This window comes from Chitinophaga sp. CF118 (assembly GCF_900112615.1).
Lineage (GTDB): Bacteria > Bacteroidota > Bacteroidia > Chitinophagales > Chitinophagaceae > Chitinophaga.
This window is the reverse complement of the sequence record NZ_FOMK01000007.1, coordinates 185,750-202,140: the sequence shown is the minus strand read 5'-3', so window position 1 is coordinate 202,140 and position 16,391 is coordinate 185,750. Positions and strand designations below refer to the sequence as shown.

Genomic DNA, 16,391 nt, shown 5'->3' with positions numbered 1-16,391 from the left:
TCAATATAAAATACAACCTCTTTGTTATCTGTATACGAATCTTGTATTTGTAGAATCGATATAAGGATCACTTGGGTCATATATTGCTGTCGTTATACTTTTTGCTGTAGCCGGATAGTTATCCGCATCATAAGTATAAGTATTCTCAGTCTTACGGATAAATTGGCTATTATCTTCGGAGGTGAGTATATTATTAGCAGAAATATCTTCCGGGTTATAATATTCCAGGAGGCAGAACAGACCTGCTATTCTAGCCCGGGGATTTATTTTATCATCATAGGTGTACAGGGTAATAAGGCTATCCCGTCCGTTTGGATAGATATCAATCCCCAGTTCTTTTACAATATTACCATTATTCCATGTGTAGTCCCGCTGCCTTATAACTGTTTTTCCTCCAAACTCGTCTATATAGTAAGTCAGAATTTGTGAAAGTTCTCCATTAAGAGAGTAGATCAGTGTATCTAATCCAGCGCCAACATCTTTCATTCTGTTGATCTGATCTGCACTATTGTAACCCACTTCCATTCTTAAATAAGGTTCGTCATTGGGACCCGCAGTAAGGAATGTTTTAGCCATTTTTCCATTCTCATATTCTGCAATATAAGAGTAGTTGGCTTGTTGCTGGTAATCCATAATGGAATAGTGGGTAATGGCATTATCAGCGTTGTAACTGATTTTAACATCAAAGTGGGTTGACTTTAATGAATCAAGATACTTTACAGCAAGCATGTCCTGTGCGATTTTAACCGGGTTATCGTTTTTTTCACAGGCAGTACAGAATAGGGCCAGCATAGTGATGCCCAATAGGTTTTTTTTCATGATTAGGGTGTGTGTTTAGGTAACAAATAATATTTATATAGCGGGGGCAAATATATAAAATATTCAAAAGGTGACAATATTTTTATAACTGTTATAACATTTATAAGCAAACCATCTCTACATATTATTTTTTGTTTAACATAAATATCGGAACATCTAATTTCATTGCAATTCTGTAAGCAGCATTCATTAATCCTACATGACTGTAAGCCTGTGGAAAATTACCCCACTGACTGCCATTCTCTTCATCCACATCTTCGCTGAATAACAGCAGGTGGTTAGAGTATTTCATCAAACTTTCAAATTCCGTTACCGCATCATCGATCCGCCCAACACAGGCCAGGGCTTCTACATACCAGAACGCACAAACGAGAAATGTTGTTTTCGGTTTACCAAAATCATCTGAGTGGAGATAACGGTAAAATAAACCATTAGGTGTTTTGAGTTCTTTCTCTAAAGCTGCAAGATGGTCCTTTGCTTTTTCTGAAGCAGGATCCAGATAATTCATCATGATAAGTTGTAAGGTGCTTGCATCGAGATGCTGACTCCCGGCTGCATTGGTATATACTTTCCTTACAGGATCAAAACAACTTTCAATATGCGCAGCTGCGCGATTCTTCAATGATATTGCCCGCTCCTCAAGATCTTTGTTTCCGATAGTGTGCGCCATCTTTTCAGCAGCAGAACAGCCCGCCCACTGGAATAAATTACTGTAACAATGAATATTTGCAAAGTTGCGGAACTCCCATATGCCGGCGTCTTTTTCGTCGATCGTATTTTCAATTTTGTTTAACAGATATTCTATCCACCATGTAGAATCCTTACGTTCGGAAAATACAAAGCGATGATCTGTATATAAGGGTAGCATAGAGATCAGTACCTGTCCGTAAATATCATTTTGAATATGTTCGTAAGCCTGATTGCCAACCCTTACAGGCTGGTTACCCATATATCCATCCAGGTGTGGCAGGATCTGTTCTACCAGGTTCTTTTTACCTGTAATGCCATACAAAGGCTGATACCGGTAATCTCCTGAGAAAGAAATATCTGCTACATAGCTAAAGTATTTTTCCATTTCTTCAAAATGGCCGATGTGATTCAGCGCAGTGATTACATAGTAGGTATCACGCAACCAGCAGTAACGGTAATCCCAGTTTCTTCCACTACCCGGAGATTCCGGTAAACTTGTGGTACTGGCTGCGATGATGGCACCCGTATCTTCATACTGATGAATCTTCAACGCCAGAGCTGAACGGATCACTGCAGGCTGAAAAAAGTTGGCAATGTTGGAGTGTTTGATCCAGGTACGCCAGTATTGCGTCGTTTCCCGGAGGAAGTTCTCTGCAGTACTGTTCAGCGGTGCTTCCAGAGGATTGCCATAGCTTAACAGCAGGTATTTATCTTCATTCAGTACGAAATATTCATCTTCAAAAAGATAACTCACCGGTATATTAGTAGTAAGCCTGATGTTCTCTTCGCAACCCAGGAACTCTATATGATTACTACCTCTTTGTGCCCGTAGTTTGCGGCCACCATAATCACATACGGGTTCACATTTAACCATTACACGGGGAGTACCTTCCAGGCTTTCTATTTTCCTGATCAGCATCAGGGGCTTAAAATAGCGCTCATATTGGAGAAAGCGGGGAGCATAATCTATGATCCTGTATTTACCGTTTTCGCTGGTTATTTCTGTACACAACACATTGGTGTTTTCCAGGTAATATTGTTTTGAAGTATACTCGCCGGGGGGCAGAATGGAAAACTCGCCACCTTTCTTTTTATCAAGCATTCCGCCGAAAACAAAGGAACTATCCATGCGTGGCCAGCAAAGCCAGTCAATATTCGTATTAACATTTACATGCGCCAGGTAAGCACAATTTCCAATGAGTCCCGTCTGATACGTATGTCTTTTCATAACCGATTAGTTGCATTTCCTTACGCAAAAGCCATTCCAACTAGCTTTATTTAATATTGTTTTAACAACTAATAATATGAGTGTCCTTTTTTTCGTAAATTCCATTATGCGGAAGTGGATTCGTATAGCCCTCATTGTTTTTGGCAGCCTCCTGGGTGTACTGATAATCCTTTGGCTGGGATTAGCATGGTATATAAGACTACACAAAACAGAATTGCTGCATCAGATCAGTGATATTCTCAATGACCGCCTGCATGGCGGGCAACTTACGATTAAAAATATGGAACCCTCACTGGTTCGTAGCTTTCCTGCTATTTCCGTTTCCCTGCAGGATGTAACCGTTAAAGACAGCCTCTGGGAGCAACATCACCATAGTTTGCTTGAAGTATCCCATATCTTCATAAAAGTAAATACACTCGCTTTACTACGTAAGAAACTGGACATAAAACAGGTAAGTCTTGAAAAAGGAACGATCTATTTGTTCACCGACACAACTGGTTATACAAATACCAGCGTATTAAAACGTAAAGCTCAGGGGGACAGCGCTACAGTAAGTGGACGTAGCCAGGGGCCGGATATTACCGGTCTGCAATTTGTGGACATGCATATTGTGCTGGATAACCGGGAAAAAGGGAAATTATTCGATTTTGCAGTCGATCAATTAAAAGGCAAACTTAGAAATAATGACTCCGGCTGGGTTTTTTCTATGCACACCGAATTGATAGTAAAAAGTCTGGCATTTAATACTGATCGCGGCAGCTTCCTGAAAAACAGAAAAGTTGAAACCTCACTCGACATTGAGTATAACAGATTGAAGAAGACGCTCTATATCCCGCAGCAGGGATTGGAAATAGACGGACAGCCCATTTCTGCCGGTGCAAAATTTAACTTTGATGAACAATCGCGCCAGTTTAACGTACATATCGTGGCAGAGAAAGTGTTGCTTAGCCAGGCATCTTCCTGGCTAACCCCCAGGATTTCAGAAAAACTTGATAGCATTCACATAGAAAGGCCATTGGATGCAGAATTTGCATTGACTGGTTATATGCGTTACCGCGACCTGCCACTCGTAAATGTTACCTGGAAAACTAAAGATAACAAGGTTATTACAAAAGGAATGGAACTGGATGAGTGCAGCTTTGATGGCAGTTTTACCAACGAATGGGTTGCCGGACAGCCACGTACCGATGATAATTCAATAATCAGTTTGTACAGCCTGAAAGCCCATTGTTATGGCATACCCGTGATGGCAGATACCGTACATATTACTAACCTGAGGTACCCGGCACTGACAGGATATTTCAAGTCTGAATTCCCGCTCACAGATCTCAACAATGCATCTGACAGCAATGGTGTATTCAATTTTACTGCCGGTACAGCAAAAGCGAAGTTGTATTATAAAGGAGGAATTGCGGCAGGAGATACGATTACACCATTTTTAAAAGGAACTGTACAGCTAACACAGGGTGCAATGGAATATACACCACGCAACCTGAAATTTAAGAATTGTAATGCCACACTGGATTTTACAGGACAGGATCTGTATTTGAAGGATATCCATATCCAGACTCAGAAAAGCAGTCTGCTGATGGATGGGAGTGTACGTAATATCACAAACTTGTATTTCACCGCGCCAGAAAAGTTGCAACTGGACTGGAATGTTCGCAGCCCAATGGTAGATCTCGATGAATTCCGTAGTTTCCTTGGTAAGCGTAAGTCAGGTGTACTCATCTCCAGAGCAGCAAATAGAAGAAAGACAAACCGTATCGTAAACCAGCTAAACGTGATGTTAAATTCCTGCAATGTTAATTTACAGGTACTGGTAGATAAAGTGAGCTATAGTAATTTCACAGCGCAACAGGTAAAAGCAGATCTGGCGCTTTCTCAGGAAGATATCCTGCTCAGGAAGATTTCACTGCTACATGCAGGAGGTAGTATTCAGCTGAATGGAGTGATAAAACAGGCTGGCGGTAATAACCGGTTTAAGATCAATACTGATATTAGTAACGTGCATATAGACCAGTTGTTTTATGCTTTTAATGATTTTGGGATGAAGTCGCTGAGTTCTAAAAACCTTAAAGGAATTATGTCTGCAAAGGCTGATATAAGCGGTAATATAAAGGATAATGGGGTGGTAGCCCCGCAATCCATGTTTGGTACCCTGAATTTTGATCTCCGTGAGGCTGCTTTGATCCACTTTACACCAATTGAAGATATCGGGGATGTGGTATTCCGTAAACGTAACCTCGGTAATATTACATTTGATAACCTTAAAAACACCCTAACACTACAAGGAAATAAAATACTGATTCCCCCGATGCAGATTAATTCAAGCGCTTTATATATGGATGTAACTGGCGTTTATGGTATCACTACCGGCACAGACCTGTATGTGGATGTTCCGCTGCGTAATCCCAGTAAGGATGATGGGATTACCGACATGGAAAAACTAAAGAAGAACCGTCGCAGAGGAATCATATTACATCTCCATGCCACAGATGATGGTAATGGTAAGGTAAAGATCAAGCTGGGCGGAAAGGGGAAGCCGGAGCCGGAAAAAGATAAAGTAGAAAAGTAACATTTTTCTGAAAGAGGCGTTTAATATAGTGGTTTTCATCGGATAATGCATTTTAAATGACTGTTAATCAGTTATTTGGTTTGCATGACTAAAGAGAAAACACTATTTTACAGCCTTTTCAACGAACTATATTCATGAAGAAGATTCTGGTTTTGTCATTGCTTGCCTTTACTGCTTGTAAAAAGGATAATGCCACTGTGCAACAGCTCGATTATAAGGGGAAGTGGAATATCTCGCGAACTATTAGCAAGGAATATACATTGAACAACGGGGATACCATCTTTACAAAAAATGATACTTCCACCTTTGAGCATGGGGCTGCCTACATTGATTTCCAGCTGAATAATAAAGGGGGAGGGGATGTACTCCTATATAGGAATGGTGGCATTGACTCTATGAGTTACGAAGCAATGACCCACGCTTTTTTTCACCTGGATTCCACATTATGTGAAATCACTTCGCTGGCAGACAGTTCCTTCAATTTCAATACTTTGATATTTGATAATACCACTGTACCAGATAAGATCCAGGTAACACAGGACTTTTTTATCCTATCCAGATAAGAAGGCATGGTTTTTTGTAGCTATAATAGCTACCATGCACTTTTATATGTCAAGAGCATATCTGAAAGGAATATTCCAAACTTTAAAGGCAGCCTTTCAGCTGCTCCAGAACAATGATCCTCTTCGTCTGGCGGGGGCTACCGCTTTTTTTGCCAGTTTTGCACTCCCTCCAATATTACTGATCTTCATCCAGGTAATGGGCTTATTGTTTGACCGTAAAAGCATAGGGAAACAGTTATTTCTCCGCCTTGGAGATCTTGTGGGAAAGGAAAGCGCCCATCAGGTTGTAATTACCTTACGCGGCTTCCGGGGGCTTGCCCAAACCGGGCCTGTAGCCATTATTTTGTTCATATTCCTGCTTTTCGTAGCTACTACCTTAATGAAAGTCATTAAAAGCTCTCTCAACCAGCTCTGGATGATCCATATGCCTGTAAAGGAAAACTTCTGGCAATCGCTGCAGGGCAGACTGCGTTCACTTATAGTAATAGGTGCTGCCGGCCTGCTTTTCCTCGCAGGACTGGTGGCAGAAAGCGCACACGTGTTTTTAGGCACATACATAAAGGACCTCTTTCCAGGTGCAGCCATTGTATTCAATGGTGTAGTTTCCCAGCTGATATCACTCATCATTGTTACATCCTGGTTCGCGGTATTGTTCCGTTATTTACCAGATGCAAGGCCTGACTGGAAAGTGGCATTTGCAGGTGCTTTATTAACCGGTGTTCTCTTTAATATAGGGAAATTAGTATTGCGAAGGTTGTTATCTGGGGGCAATCTTGGTTTACTTTATGGAACTTCTGCTTCTGCCGTATTACTTCTGCTTTTTATCTTTTACAGTGCTATCATTTTTTACTACGGAGCAGCTTTTACCAAGGTGTGGAGTGAATATAAACAGCGCCCCATGCAACCTTTACGTAATGCAACGTTTTACGAACTTGCAGACGTTGATATTAAATGATTACTCTCCTCGCATAATCATTTCAATTTCGTTTTTAATCTGACTGCTGAACCCTTCCAGCTCAAATTTAGGATGCTGATCCAGGTTAATTCTGATCTTCCCGTTTTCATTTAATAATGAATCTGATAAAGGCTCCAGTAAGGCCTGCATCTGGCGTACCCCCATTTGCGCTAACTGGTTCATAAAAGAATCTTCCAACTGGAAAAATTCGCGGTTCTTGTAAGAATAAGTTACTTGAATCATGATTAGACGATTTTCAAAGGATATTAATAATTAACTGTATTGATTAAATAAGGTTATGTGTATGTCCCAGCATTCCATACTGCAATAACTGTGCTAATTGGTTGCCGCTATAAATATATTAATTTTATTAATAACTAGTTGTTATTCACTCGTATAAAACTTTTCCACAATAGGTTATCCACAAGGCTGGCCCTGCTTTCAGCTTATAAAATATTTTACGAGGTTCTTGTATATATTTTACAATGCCTGGTTGGCCGTTCTTCCAGCCTTAAAAAAGATTTTATCAGCTATGTTACCGCTCTTCTTGTTGGTTCTTCCGGATTATTAAAATGCTTTATATTGCCGACTCAAATAGAACAAATGCGATTACTTCGTTATGTAGGATGTTGTCCATTATGGATATTTTCCCTTATTCTTCTTTGCCTGCTTACGGGTCAGATACAGGCGCAGCCAGGGCAATCAGTCAACTGGAGCCGCGACGGACAGTCTTTTTATCAGCAAAATGGTAACAGTATTACTGCTATCCAGCTAAAAGACAGCAAACAGACAGAAAAAATTTCTGCTGCCCAACTCACACCTGCTGGCGGCACCCCGCTGGAAATAAGAGATTTCGCCTTTTCGCCCGACGAAAAGAAACTACTCGTCTACACAAATGCTAAGAAAGTGTGGCGTTATGATACCCGTGGCGATTATTGGGTGCTTGATCTTACCACAAATACCTTGAAACAGCTGGGAAAAGGCTTGCCAACATCTTCCCTGATGTTTGCAAAATTATCTCCCAATGGTTTGCAGGTGGCTTATGTAAGTGGGCATAACCTCTATGTGGAAGACCTGGCAACCGGTAAAAGAAAAGCGCTGACACAAGATGGTACCCGTCGTTTAATCAACGGTACATTCGATTGGGCCTATGAGGAAGAGTTCAGCTGCCGGGATGGATTCCGCTGGAGTCCGGATAGTAAGGCTATCGCCTACTGGCAGATAGATGCTACTAAAATCAGAGACTTCCTTATGATTGATAATACTGATTCCATCTACTCTTATACTGTACCGGTAGAATATCCCAAAGCAGGTGAAAGTCCTTCTGCCTGTCGCGTGGGAGTGGTCGATCTGGCTACTGCTAAAACCACATGGCTGCAGGTGCCGGGCGACGCGCAGCAACATTATATTCCCCGTATGGAATGGGTGCCTGGTAAAAATGAACTGATAGTTCAGCAACTGAATCGTAAACAGAACGAGAGCATCTTATATATATGTAACACAGCAACTGCTAAAGCGAAAAAGCTATATAGTGAAAGTGACCCTGCATGGCTGGATGTAAAATCAAGTTGGGATGGTCGTGATATTGCGGGTTGGGATTGGAGCAGGGATGCAAAATCCTTTGTATGGGTAAGTGAGAAAGATGGCTGGCGTCACCTTTACCGTATTGATCTGAATGGAAAGGAATCACTGATCACACCGGGAAAATATGATGTGATCAATCTCCTGACTATTGACGAAGCCCATAACCTGGCTTACATTCTGGCATCTCCGGAAAATGCTACACAACAATTCCTCTATAAGGTAAGCCTGGATGGTAAAGGTGCACCAGAGCGAATCTCGCCAATAACTGAAGAAGGTACTCACGAATATGACATTTCTCCGGATGCACAATATGCACTCCATAGATTTTCAAATCATTTCTTTCCTCAGCAAAATGAAGTTGTGTATTTATCTACACATAAAAGCGGGGATAATAATCCTATTTTCAGGAATCTGCAAACAGCACGGTATGCATTACGCCAGGAATTTTTCCAGGTAACTACTGCCGATGGTGTAACTATGGATGGCTGGATGGTTAAACCATTAAACTTCGATTCCACAAAAAAATACCCGGTTGTATTTTATGTTTATGGAGAACCCGCTGCTGCAACTGCCAGAGACCAGTATGGTGCAGGACGTAACTTCCTGTACGATGGGAATATGGCAGAAGATGGATACATCTATATTTCTATGGATAATCGTGGTACACCTGTACCTAAAGGTCGTGAATGGCGTAAATGTGTATACCGTAAGGTGGGCATCATTAATGCACGTGATCAGGCCCAGGGCGCACAGGCTTTGTTTAACCGTCATGCCTGGATCGATACTTCCCGTGTAGCCGTATGGGGTTGGAGTGGAGGTGGTTCCATGACGCTGAACTTAATGTTCCAGTATCCCGGGATCTATAAAACCGGTATTGCCATTGCCGCTGTTGGCAATCAGCTGACCTACGATAATATTTACCAGGAACGTTATATGGGATTGCCGGAAGAGAACCGTCAGGATTTTGTGAATGGGTCTCCCATTACTTATGCAAAAAATTTACAGGGAAACCTGTTATATATTCATGGTACTGGCGACGATAACGTACATTACCAGAATGCAGAAATGTTAGTGAATGAGCTGGTACAGTATAATAAACAGTTCCAGTTTATGGCTTATCCTAACCGTACGCACGGTCTCCGCGAAGGAGAAGGAACTTTCAAACATCTGTCTACTTTATATACAAACTATTTAAAACAGCATTGCCCGGCAGGCGCAAGATAAGATTGGTTATGTCCAAAGCAAAAATTTTCGGACTGTTGTCCGTAGCCGTTGTTATTATCAGCGTTTTTCTTCCCTGGCTTACGGTTGAAAGCAAACATCTCATATTTACAGGGATCGATACTGCTGGTTCCCGTTTTGGTGAACCCGGCAAACTCAGTATTGTGGTGGCTGTTGTAACAGGTATTTTATTCCTGCTTCCCGGTAAAGTGGGGGCAAGGTTTAATCTTTTTATGGCTGCTTTCCTGGCGGCCTGGAGCTTTCGTAACTTTTTATTATTCAGTCGCTGCGAAATGGGAGAGTGTCCGGACAGGGGAATAGGGTTATACCTTTGTCTGGTGGGTGCTATCGCTGTTTTTGTATGTGTGCTGTTTACTAACGGAGAAACAAAATCCAAATAATATATAAATACCCGATGCTGATGGTGTCGGGTATTTACTTAAATATCATCTGCATCATATAAGCCCCCAGAAAAACAGCTCCTGTATACAGGATATTCCGTAATATCATTGGAATAGCCTCCTGACGGGTGATACGGGATTTAACGAAGCTAAAAAGTGTCATGATGATAAAGCAAAACAGGATACTGATACGACTGGCTTCCGGAAAGTTTTCATTCTGAAGATAAGGCCAGAAGGGAAGTAGTCCACCCAGTAAAAAGAAGATCCCGGTAACCAGGGCATTCGCTAAAGCCCGCCCCATGTGATAGTTACTTACCTGCACATTTTCCTGCTGTAGGGTATTCTCCCAGTCAGTCGCATCCCTGGCCATTTCTTCAGCAATATTCTCTATCACATTTTCTCCAATATCCAGGCTTTCCAGTTTTTTTCTTTCGTTTGCAGATAAGGTACTTTCATCATGTTGTGAATCACCTTTATTCGCCTGGTAGGCGGTAATCATAACAAGTATACTGCCTATCAGCCAGATACAATCGTTTACTGTATAGAACTTCTGTACGGTAATATTCAGACCGTGGGAGAGGTAGGTTGTGAAGAACAACACTAACAAACCTTCAGGAAATCCTATCAGGAAGTCGGTAATCCATCCGCTGCTTCTGATAGCTTTGTGTTCTTTAGACATTGTTGTAGGCTATAAAACTATAATGTTTCCAGACTCTTGGCAATGATCCCAACACATTCTTTTATTTGTGCCGCTGTAATGATCAAAGGAGGTGCAAATCTTATTTTGTCTCCATGGGTAGGTTTGGCCAGCAATCCGTTATCTTTTAATTCAAGGCAAAGATCCCAGGCCGCTTCCGGGTTGTTATGCTGAATAACGATTGCATTTAATAATCCCCGGCCCCGGATTGTTTTAATGAATGGAGATGAGAGTTTAGCCAATTCTGCCCGCAACAGGATTCCCATTGCCTCCGCATTTTCAGCCATCTTTTCTTCTTTCAGCACGGTTAATGCGGCAATCGCCACCTTACAGGCTAATGGATTACCGCCATAAGTACTGCCATGTTCTCCCGGCTTAATGGTGAGCATGATCTCATCGCTGGCCAGTACGGCTGCCACAGGAATTGTACCGCCGGAAAGGGCTTTACCCAGGATAAGGATATCCGGACGTACATTTTCATGATCGCAACACAGCATTTTTCCTGTGCGGGCGAGCCCTGTCTGGATTTCATCCGCAATAAATAATACCTGCGCATCCTCACAGTATTGGCGAACTTTGAGCAGGTACCCTTCATCAGGAACTACCACACCAGCTTCCCCCTGAATAGGTTCTACCAGGAATCCTGCTACATTTTTATCCTGTAATGCTTTTTCAAGCGCCAGCAGGTCATTATATGGAATCACTTCATACCCTGGCATAAACGGACCGAAGTCTGTCCGGGATGAAGGATCAGTACTAAAAGAAATCACATTCAGCGTACGGCCGTGGAAATTATTGGCACACACAATGATTTTTGCCTTATTCTCCGGAATGCCCTTTACCACATATCCCCAGCGGCGGCATAATTTCAGCGCCGTTTCCACTGCTTCCACACCGGTATTCATGGGAAGTACTTTATCGTAACCGAAATAAGATGTGATGAATTCAGCATATTCTCCCAGCAGGTCGTTATGAAAAGCTCGGGAGGTAAGTGTGAGCTTCTGTGCCTGTTCTACCAGGGCTTTAATAATAGCAGGATGACAATGCCCCTGGTTAACAGCCGAATAACCGGAAAGGAAGTCGTAATAACGTTTCCCATCCACATCATACAGGAATACCCCTTCACCACGGTCCAGTACTACTGGCAGTGGATGATAATTATGCGCACCATATTGCTCCTCCAGATCAAGGTAATGCTGCGTTTTCTCACTAATCTTAAATGTGTGTAACATACCCTCCAAAGTTAGTCAATATGTCTGTGATCTTTTATTTCCCCTGTAATTTATTAACGAGCTGGATATATTCCTGTTTAGCTGCTTCCCTTGTTTTTCCCTTCAATTCTTCCCATGCCTGATATTTAGCTTTGGCCACAAAATCAAATGGATTGGCAGGCGCTTCTCCATTTACATCGCCTTCATTTCCCTGTTTATAAAGGGAATACAGTTTTAACAGGGTTTCATTGTCTGGTTTTGAGGGGAGGGCTTTACTGGCCGAGGCTGCGGCTTCAAATTCCTGTTGGAGATCCATGATGTTTTTTTTTACTAATGTAGGCAAATAGAACTAAATACACTCCCCTCACGTATGCCGGAATAGCAAAATTTTGAATACCTTTGCGGCCTGACTAAAGACGGCTTAAACGTCTGGTTTTAAAAGCATATATGAAGAATATCCGGAATTTTTGCATCATTGCGCACATTGACCATGGTAAAAGTACATTGGCTGACAGGCTGTTAGAACATACCAAGACCATATCTGACAGAGATATGCAGGCTCAGGTACTGGACGATATGGACCTGGAACGTGAAAAAGGTATTACAATTAAGAGTCATGCCATCCAGATGGACTATTTCATCAATGGTGAGCAATATGTATTTAACCTGATAGACACTCCCGGCCACGTGGACTTTTCATACGAGGTATCCCGTGCACTGGCTGCCTGCGAAGGCGCTTTGCTGCTGGTAGATGCTGCACAGGGTATCCAGGCACAGACAATTTCTAACCTGTACCTGGCACTTGAAAATGATCTGGAGATCATTCCCGTAATTAATAAAATAGATATGGAAGGTGCTATGATCCCTGAAGTACAGGATCAGATCATAGAACTGATAGGTTGTAAAGTGGAGGATATCCTGCTGGCATCCGGTAAAACGGGTATCGGTATCGAAGCGATCCTTGAAGCTATCGTTTCCCGTATCCCTGCTCCAAAGGGAAACTACGAAGCACCATTACAGGCGCTGATCTTCGACAGTGTATTTAACTCCTTCCGTGGTATCATTGCTTACTATCGCATCTTTAACGGTGTCATCAAAAAAGGTGACAAGATCCGTTTTGTCAATACAGGCATGGATTACTTTGCAGATGAGGTGGGCATCCTGAAGATGGGCCTGCAACCATCCAAAGAAGTAAAAGCTGGTGATGTGGGTTATATTATCACCGGTATTAAAAATGCAAAAGAAGTGAAGGTGGGTGATACCATCACCCTTTGTTCAAACCCAAGCCTGGAATCTATCCACGGGTTTGAAGAGGTGAAACCAATGGTATTCGCAGGGATCTACCCGGTAGCGACAGAGGATTTCGAGGAACTGCGCGACTGTATGGAGAAACTCCAGCTGAACGATGCTTCCCTCACCTTTGAACTGGAAACTTCCCAGGCCCTCGGTTTCGGTTTCCGTTGCGGATTCCTTGGAATGCTGCACATGGAAATTATCCAGGAACGCCTGGAAAGAGAGTTTAACCAGACGGTAATTACAACCGTTCCAAACGTGGGATTCATTGCGCATACCACCAAGAAGGAAACCTTAACGGTAAACAATCCTGCGGAAATGCCGGACCCTACTAACCTGGAACGTATTGAAGAACCGTTCATCAGGGCTCAGATAATCACCAAACCCGACTATATTGGTAATATTATGACGCTTTGCCTGGGTAAAAGAGGGATGTTGCTGAATCAGCAGTATCTCACACCTTCCCGTGTAGAGCTGATTTTTGAAATACCATTGACAGAGATCGTATTCGATTTCTACGATAAACTGAAAAGCCAGACCCGTGGTTACGCTTCATTTGACTATGCGCCTATCGGTTACCGCGATAGCGATATCGTGAAGATGGACATCCTCCTGAACCAGGAGAAAGTGGATGCGCTGAGTGCATTGATCCATCGTAGCCGTGCTCAGGAATTTGGCCGTAAGCTTTGCGAAAAGCTGAAAGAACTGTTGCCACGCCAGCAATTCCTGATTGCCATTCAAGCTGCAGTAGGTGCTAAAGTATTGGCCCGTGAAAACATCAGCGCCATGCGTAAAGATGTGACAGCCAAGTGTTATGGTGGGGATATCTCACGTAAACGTAAATTGCTTGAAAAACAAAAAGAAGGTAAAAAACGTATGCGTCAGATAGGTAATGTGGAAATACCACAGGAGGCATTCCTTGCAGTATTGAAACTGGATGATTAATTAAGTCTTACATCAAATTGGGATAAAATAAAAGGCTGTCTTAAGTATATTAAGGCAGCCTTTTTCTTTTGAAGTCTGTTCCAAATAGTTGCAAATCAGTATATTCGTAAAATAGTTCATACAGTGATTTTCTGCCTGAACGTAATTGCTTCCTCTTCTTTCCAGGCCCTCCATAAAGTTCAGTACAAATTAAAAGAGTCTTCGAAGTGAGTGGATATTTGCTTCATATTTTGGCCATACATTGGAGAATCTTTGAACAGTTATACCTGATCAAAGATTGTCCAACCAATGTCCAACGAATGTCCAAGGTATGATCAACCTATAGACTCACTATTGTGTCTCCCCGAACTCACCTAAACAACAATAAAGGCAATAAAGAGATGTAATCCTGACTATTGTTTACAATGTTTTACTTTCTGAAAATATTGTACCCCGGCGGATTTGAATTCTTACCCGATAGAATGATTACTGCCTGAATTTAAAGACTTTCATACCGATTATATACAAGGTTCATAGAAGTTTTATTATATTAACCAGGGATAATAAAGCTGATGATGAAAACCTGTTTACTTTTGATAATCCTGTTTACCGGCCTGGTTGCACATGCTCAACAGGCAGATGTGCAACATTACCAGTTTTCCCTGACCTTCAATGATTCCACAAATAAGATAAACGGAACTGCCGGGATCACCGTCCGGTTCCTGGAGGATACAGATACGTTGCTACTGGATCTCACGGGTGCTGCAAAGGGGGATACTGGTATGACAGTCATCACAGTACATGAAGCATCCAAAGCCATGAATTTCCTGCAGGATAGTGCTTTCGTTCGCCTTTCAGTACAGGCCCGAAAGGGAGAGCTGCATACTTATACCATTGTATATGCTGGCATCCCCAAGGATGGTCTGATTATCTCTACCAATAAATACGGACGCAGGACCTTCTTTTCTGATAACTGGCCAGACAGGGCTCATCAATGGATCCCATGTATTGACAATCCTGCCGATAAGGCAACAACAGACTTTATTATTACCGCACCTGCCCATTACCAGGTTGTGGCCAACGGACTAAAAATAAAAGAAACGTTATTACCCCATCATCTTAAAACAACACATTACAGGGAAAAGATCCCTTTACCTACTAAGGTAATGGCGGTTGGAGTAGCCGATTTTTCAATAGATCACTCTGCAGATGTAAACGGGATTCCTGTTTATAGCTATATTTTTCCTGAGAACAAACAAAAGGGTTTTCGTGATTACGGGATGGCTGGCAAAATTCTTTCTTACTTTATTAATAAGATAGGACCTTATCCTTTTGAAAAACTGGCCAATGTACAGTCCAAAACTATCTTCGGAGGTATGGAAAATGCCAGTGCAATTTTTTATGCAGAGGGCTCGGTGGGGTCAAAGCAGATTGAAAAGCTACTGGCACATGAAATTGCTCATCAATGGTTTGGAGATGGTGTTACGGAAACAGACTGGCAACATCTCTGGCTCAGTGAGGGATTTGCTACCTACATGACCCATCTTTATATGGAAGGTAAATATGGGAAAGATACGCTAATGGCTGGATTACGGACCGACCGTAAAAAGATTATAGCATTTGCAAAGAAGAGAAAGACGGCCGTAATTGATACCACCGTGAAAGGACACTACATGCAATTGCTGAATGTGAACAGTTATGAGAAAGGTGGATGGGCTTTGCACATGCTCCGGCGTCAGTTGAGTGATGCGATCTTCTGGAAAGGGATCCGGTTATACTTTGCTACTTATAATGGCCGTAATGCCAATACTACGGATTTCCGGAAAGTGATGGAAGAGGTAAGCGGACAATCACTTGCATCATTTTTCAGTCAATGGCTGGAAACCGCAGACATACCAGCACTTAACGTCTCCTGGACATATGACAAGGGGACATTGAATATAGAAATAGCACAAAGCCAGCAACAGTTATTCGTATTCCCATTAGAATATACCATCGGCACTGACGCGGTTATACGTAAAGTAAATATCAAAGATAGAATCACAACGATCAGTATTCCAATACAACAGAATCCCGGTATTATACGGATAGATCCACAGGTAAATCTATTGGCAGAGATCACAATGATACTTCCTGGTAGGTAAATGTCAACAAAACTGGGATCAAAAAAACGGGTGCTTAAAGTATTACTTCAAGCACCCGTTTTTTAATTATTTATCAATGATTT

Annotated in this window: 13 protein-coding genes; 7 read left to right on the top strand and 6 right to left on the bottom strand. The window is 42.1% G+C overall.

The genetic code is table 11. The features are described 5' to 3' along the window. Positions 1-24 precede the first annotated feature (24 nt). Both BM176_RS24015 and BM176_RS24010 read right to left on the bottom strand, forming a co-directional pair. Positions 25-819 (bottom strand): hypothetical protein, encoded by a 795-nt coding sequence (locus tag BM176_RS24015; RefSeq protein WP_090106884.1) that lies wholly within the window; start codon positions 817-819, stop codon positions 25-27. Positions 820-943: 124 nt separating this feature from the next. Beyond that, positions 944-2,737, bottom strand: a complete 1,794-nt coding sequence (locus BM176_RS24010; RefSeq protein WP_090106883.1) for a glycoside hydrolase family 15 protein — start codon at positions 2,735-2,737, stop codon at positions 944-946. A 106-nt stretch (positions 2,738-2,843) separates the two neighbouring features. Here BM176_RS24010 and BM176_RS24005 point away from each other — a divergent pair, with 106 nt between their 5' ends. The 3 genes from BM176_RS24005 (at position 2,844) to BM176_RS23995 (ending at position 6,833) form a co-directional block, all read left to right on the top strand. After that, positions 2,844-5,315, top strand: a complete 2,472-nt coding sequence (locus BM176_RS24005; protein ID WP_177230524.1) for an AsmA family protein — start codon at positions 2,844-2,846, stop codon at positions 5,313-5,315. A gap of 134 nt (positions 5,316-5,449) precedes the next feature. Then, positions 5,450-5,878 (top strand): hypothetical protein, encoded by a 429-nt coding sequence (locus BM176_RS24000; RefSeq protein WP_090106881.1) that lies wholly within the window; start codon positions 5,450-5,452, stop codon positions 5,876-5,878. Between the two features lie 46 nt (positions 5,879-5,924). Beyond that, the gene (locus tag BM176_RS23995) at positions 5,925-6,833 is read left to right on the top strand and encodes a YihY/virulence factor BrkB family protein (protein WP_177230523.1); all 909 of its coding nucleotides are present in this window, start codon (positions 5,925-5,927) and stop codon (positions 6,831-6,833) included. Here BM176_RS23995 and BM176_RS23990 read toward each other — a convergent pair whose 3' ends face one another. Further along, positions 6,834-7,076, bottom strand: a complete 243-nt coding sequence (locus BM176_RS23990) for a hypothetical protein (protein WP_090106879.1) — start codon at positions 7,074-7,076, stop codon at positions 6,834-6,836. Positions 7,077-7,436: 360 nt separating this feature from the next. Between BM176_RS23990 and BM176_RS23985 the strand changes: the two genes are divergently transcribed. Together BM176_RS23985 and BM176_RS23980 are read left to right on the top strand one after the other, a co-directional pair. Next, positions 7,437-9,641, top strand: coding sequence for a S9 family peptidase (locus tag BM176_RS23985; protein WP_090106942.1), 2,205 nt, complete (start codon positions 7,437-7,439; stop codon positions 9,639-9,641). An 8-nt stretch (positions 9,642-9,649) separates the two neighbouring features. Then, entirely contained in the window at positions 9,650-10,039 is a 390-nt protein-coding gene (locus BM176_RS23980; protein WP_090106878.1) for a hypothetical protein, read from the top strand. A 34-nt stretch (positions 10,040-10,073) separates the two neighbouring features. Here BM176_RS23980 and BM176_RS23975 read toward each other — a convergent pair whose 3' ends face one another. Genes BM176_RS23975 through BM176_RS23965 form a run of 3 tightly spaced genes read right to left on the bottom strand, consistent with a single transcriptional unit; the run spans position 10,074 to position 12,263 of the window. Continuing rightward, the gene (locus tag BM176_RS23975; protein WP_090106877.1) at positions 10,074-10,718 is read right to left on the bottom strand and encodes a VIT1/CCC1 transporter family protein; all 645 of its coding nucleotides are present in this window, start codon (positions 10,716-10,718) and stop codon (positions 10,074-10,076) included. 17 nt (positions 10,719-10,735) lie between these two features. Continuing rightward, complete coding sequence (rocD, locus tag BM176_RS23970; protein WP_090106876.1) at positions 10,736-11,968, bottom strand: ornithine--oxo-acid transaminase; 1,233 nt, start codon at positions 11,966-11,968, stop codon at positions 10,736-10,738. A gap of 34 nt (positions 11,969-12,002) precedes the next feature. Beyond that, on the bottom strand, positions 12,003-12,263 hold the full coding sequence (locus BM176_RS23965) for an acyl-CoA-binding protein (protein WP_177230522.1): 261 nt from the start codon (positions 12,261-12,263) through the stop codon (positions 12,003-12,005). Between the two features lie 131 nt (positions 12,264-12,394). On the opposite strand from BM176_RS23965, the gene lepA reads away from it, so the two are divergent. Both lepA and BM176_RS23955 read left to right on the top strand, forming a co-directional pair. After that, complete coding sequence (gene lepA, locus BM176_RS23960) at positions 12,395-14,185, top strand: translation elongation factor 4 (RefSeq protein WP_090106875.1); 1,791 nt, start codon at positions 12,395-12,397, stop codon at positions 14,183-14,185. 551 nt (positions 14,186-14,736) lie between these two features. Beyond that, positions 14,737-16,308 carry a M1 family metallopeptidase gene (locus tag BM176_RS23955; protein ID WP_090106874.1) on the top strand — a complete coding sequence of 524 codons (1,572 nt, stop codon included), beginning with the start codon at positions 14,737-14,739 and terminating at the stop codon, positions 16,306-16,308. Positions 16,309-16,391: the final 83 nt, after the last annotated feature.

Bases quoted from the DNA above. Each gene is read 5' to 3' on its own strand.
- BM176_RS24015 (WP_090106884.1), bottom strand. From the start codon at position 819: ATGAAAAAAAACCTATTGGGCATCACTATGCTGGCCCTATTCTGTACT.
- BM176_RS24010 (WP_090106883.1), bottom strand. From the start codon at position 2,737: ATGAAAAGACATACGTATCAGACGGGACTCATTGGAAATTGTGCTTAC.
- BM176_RS24005 (WP_177230524.1), top strand. From the start codon at position 2,844: ATGCGGAAGTGGATTCGTATAGCCCTCATTGTTTTTGGCAGCCTCCTG.
- BM176_RS24000 (WP_090106881.1), top strand. From the start codon at position 5,450: ATGAAGAAGATTCTGGTTTTGTCATTGCTTGCCTTTACTGCTTGTAAA.
- BM176_RS23995 (WP_177230523.1), top strand. From the start codon at position 5,925: ATGTCAAGAGCATATCTGAAAGGAATATTCCAAACTTTAAAGGCAGCC.
- BM176_RS23990 (WP_090106879.1), bottom strand. From the start codon at position 7,076: ATGATTCAAGTAACTTATTCTTACAAGAACCGCGAATTTTTCCAGTTG.
- BM176_RS23985 (WP_090106942.1), top strand. From the start codon at position 7,437: ATGCGATTACTTCGTTATGTAGGATGTTGTCCATTATGGATATTTTCC.
- BM176_RS23980 (WP_090106878.1), top strand. From the start codon at position 9,650: ATGTCCAAAGCAAAAATTTTCGGACTGTTGTCCGTAGCCGTTGTTATT.
- BM176_RS23975 (WP_090106877.1), bottom strand. From the start codon at position 10,718: ATGTCTAAAGAACACAAAGCTATCAGAAGCAGCGGATGGATTACCGAC.
- rocD (WP_090106876.1), bottom strand. From the start codon at position 11,968: ATGTTACACACATTTAAGATTAGTGAGAAAACGCAGCATTACCTTGAT.
- BM176_RS23965 (WP_177230522.1), bottom strand. From the start codon at position 12,263: ATGGATCTCCAACAGGAATTTGAAGCCGCAGCCTCGGCCAGTAAAGCC.
- lepA (WP_090106875.1), top strand. From the start codon at position 12,395: ATGAAGAATATCCGGAATTTTTGCATCATTGCGCACATTGACCATGGT.
- BM176_RS23955 (WP_090106874.1), top strand. From the start codon at position 14,737: ATGATGAAAACCTGTTTACTTTTGATAATCCTGTTTACCGGCCTGGTT.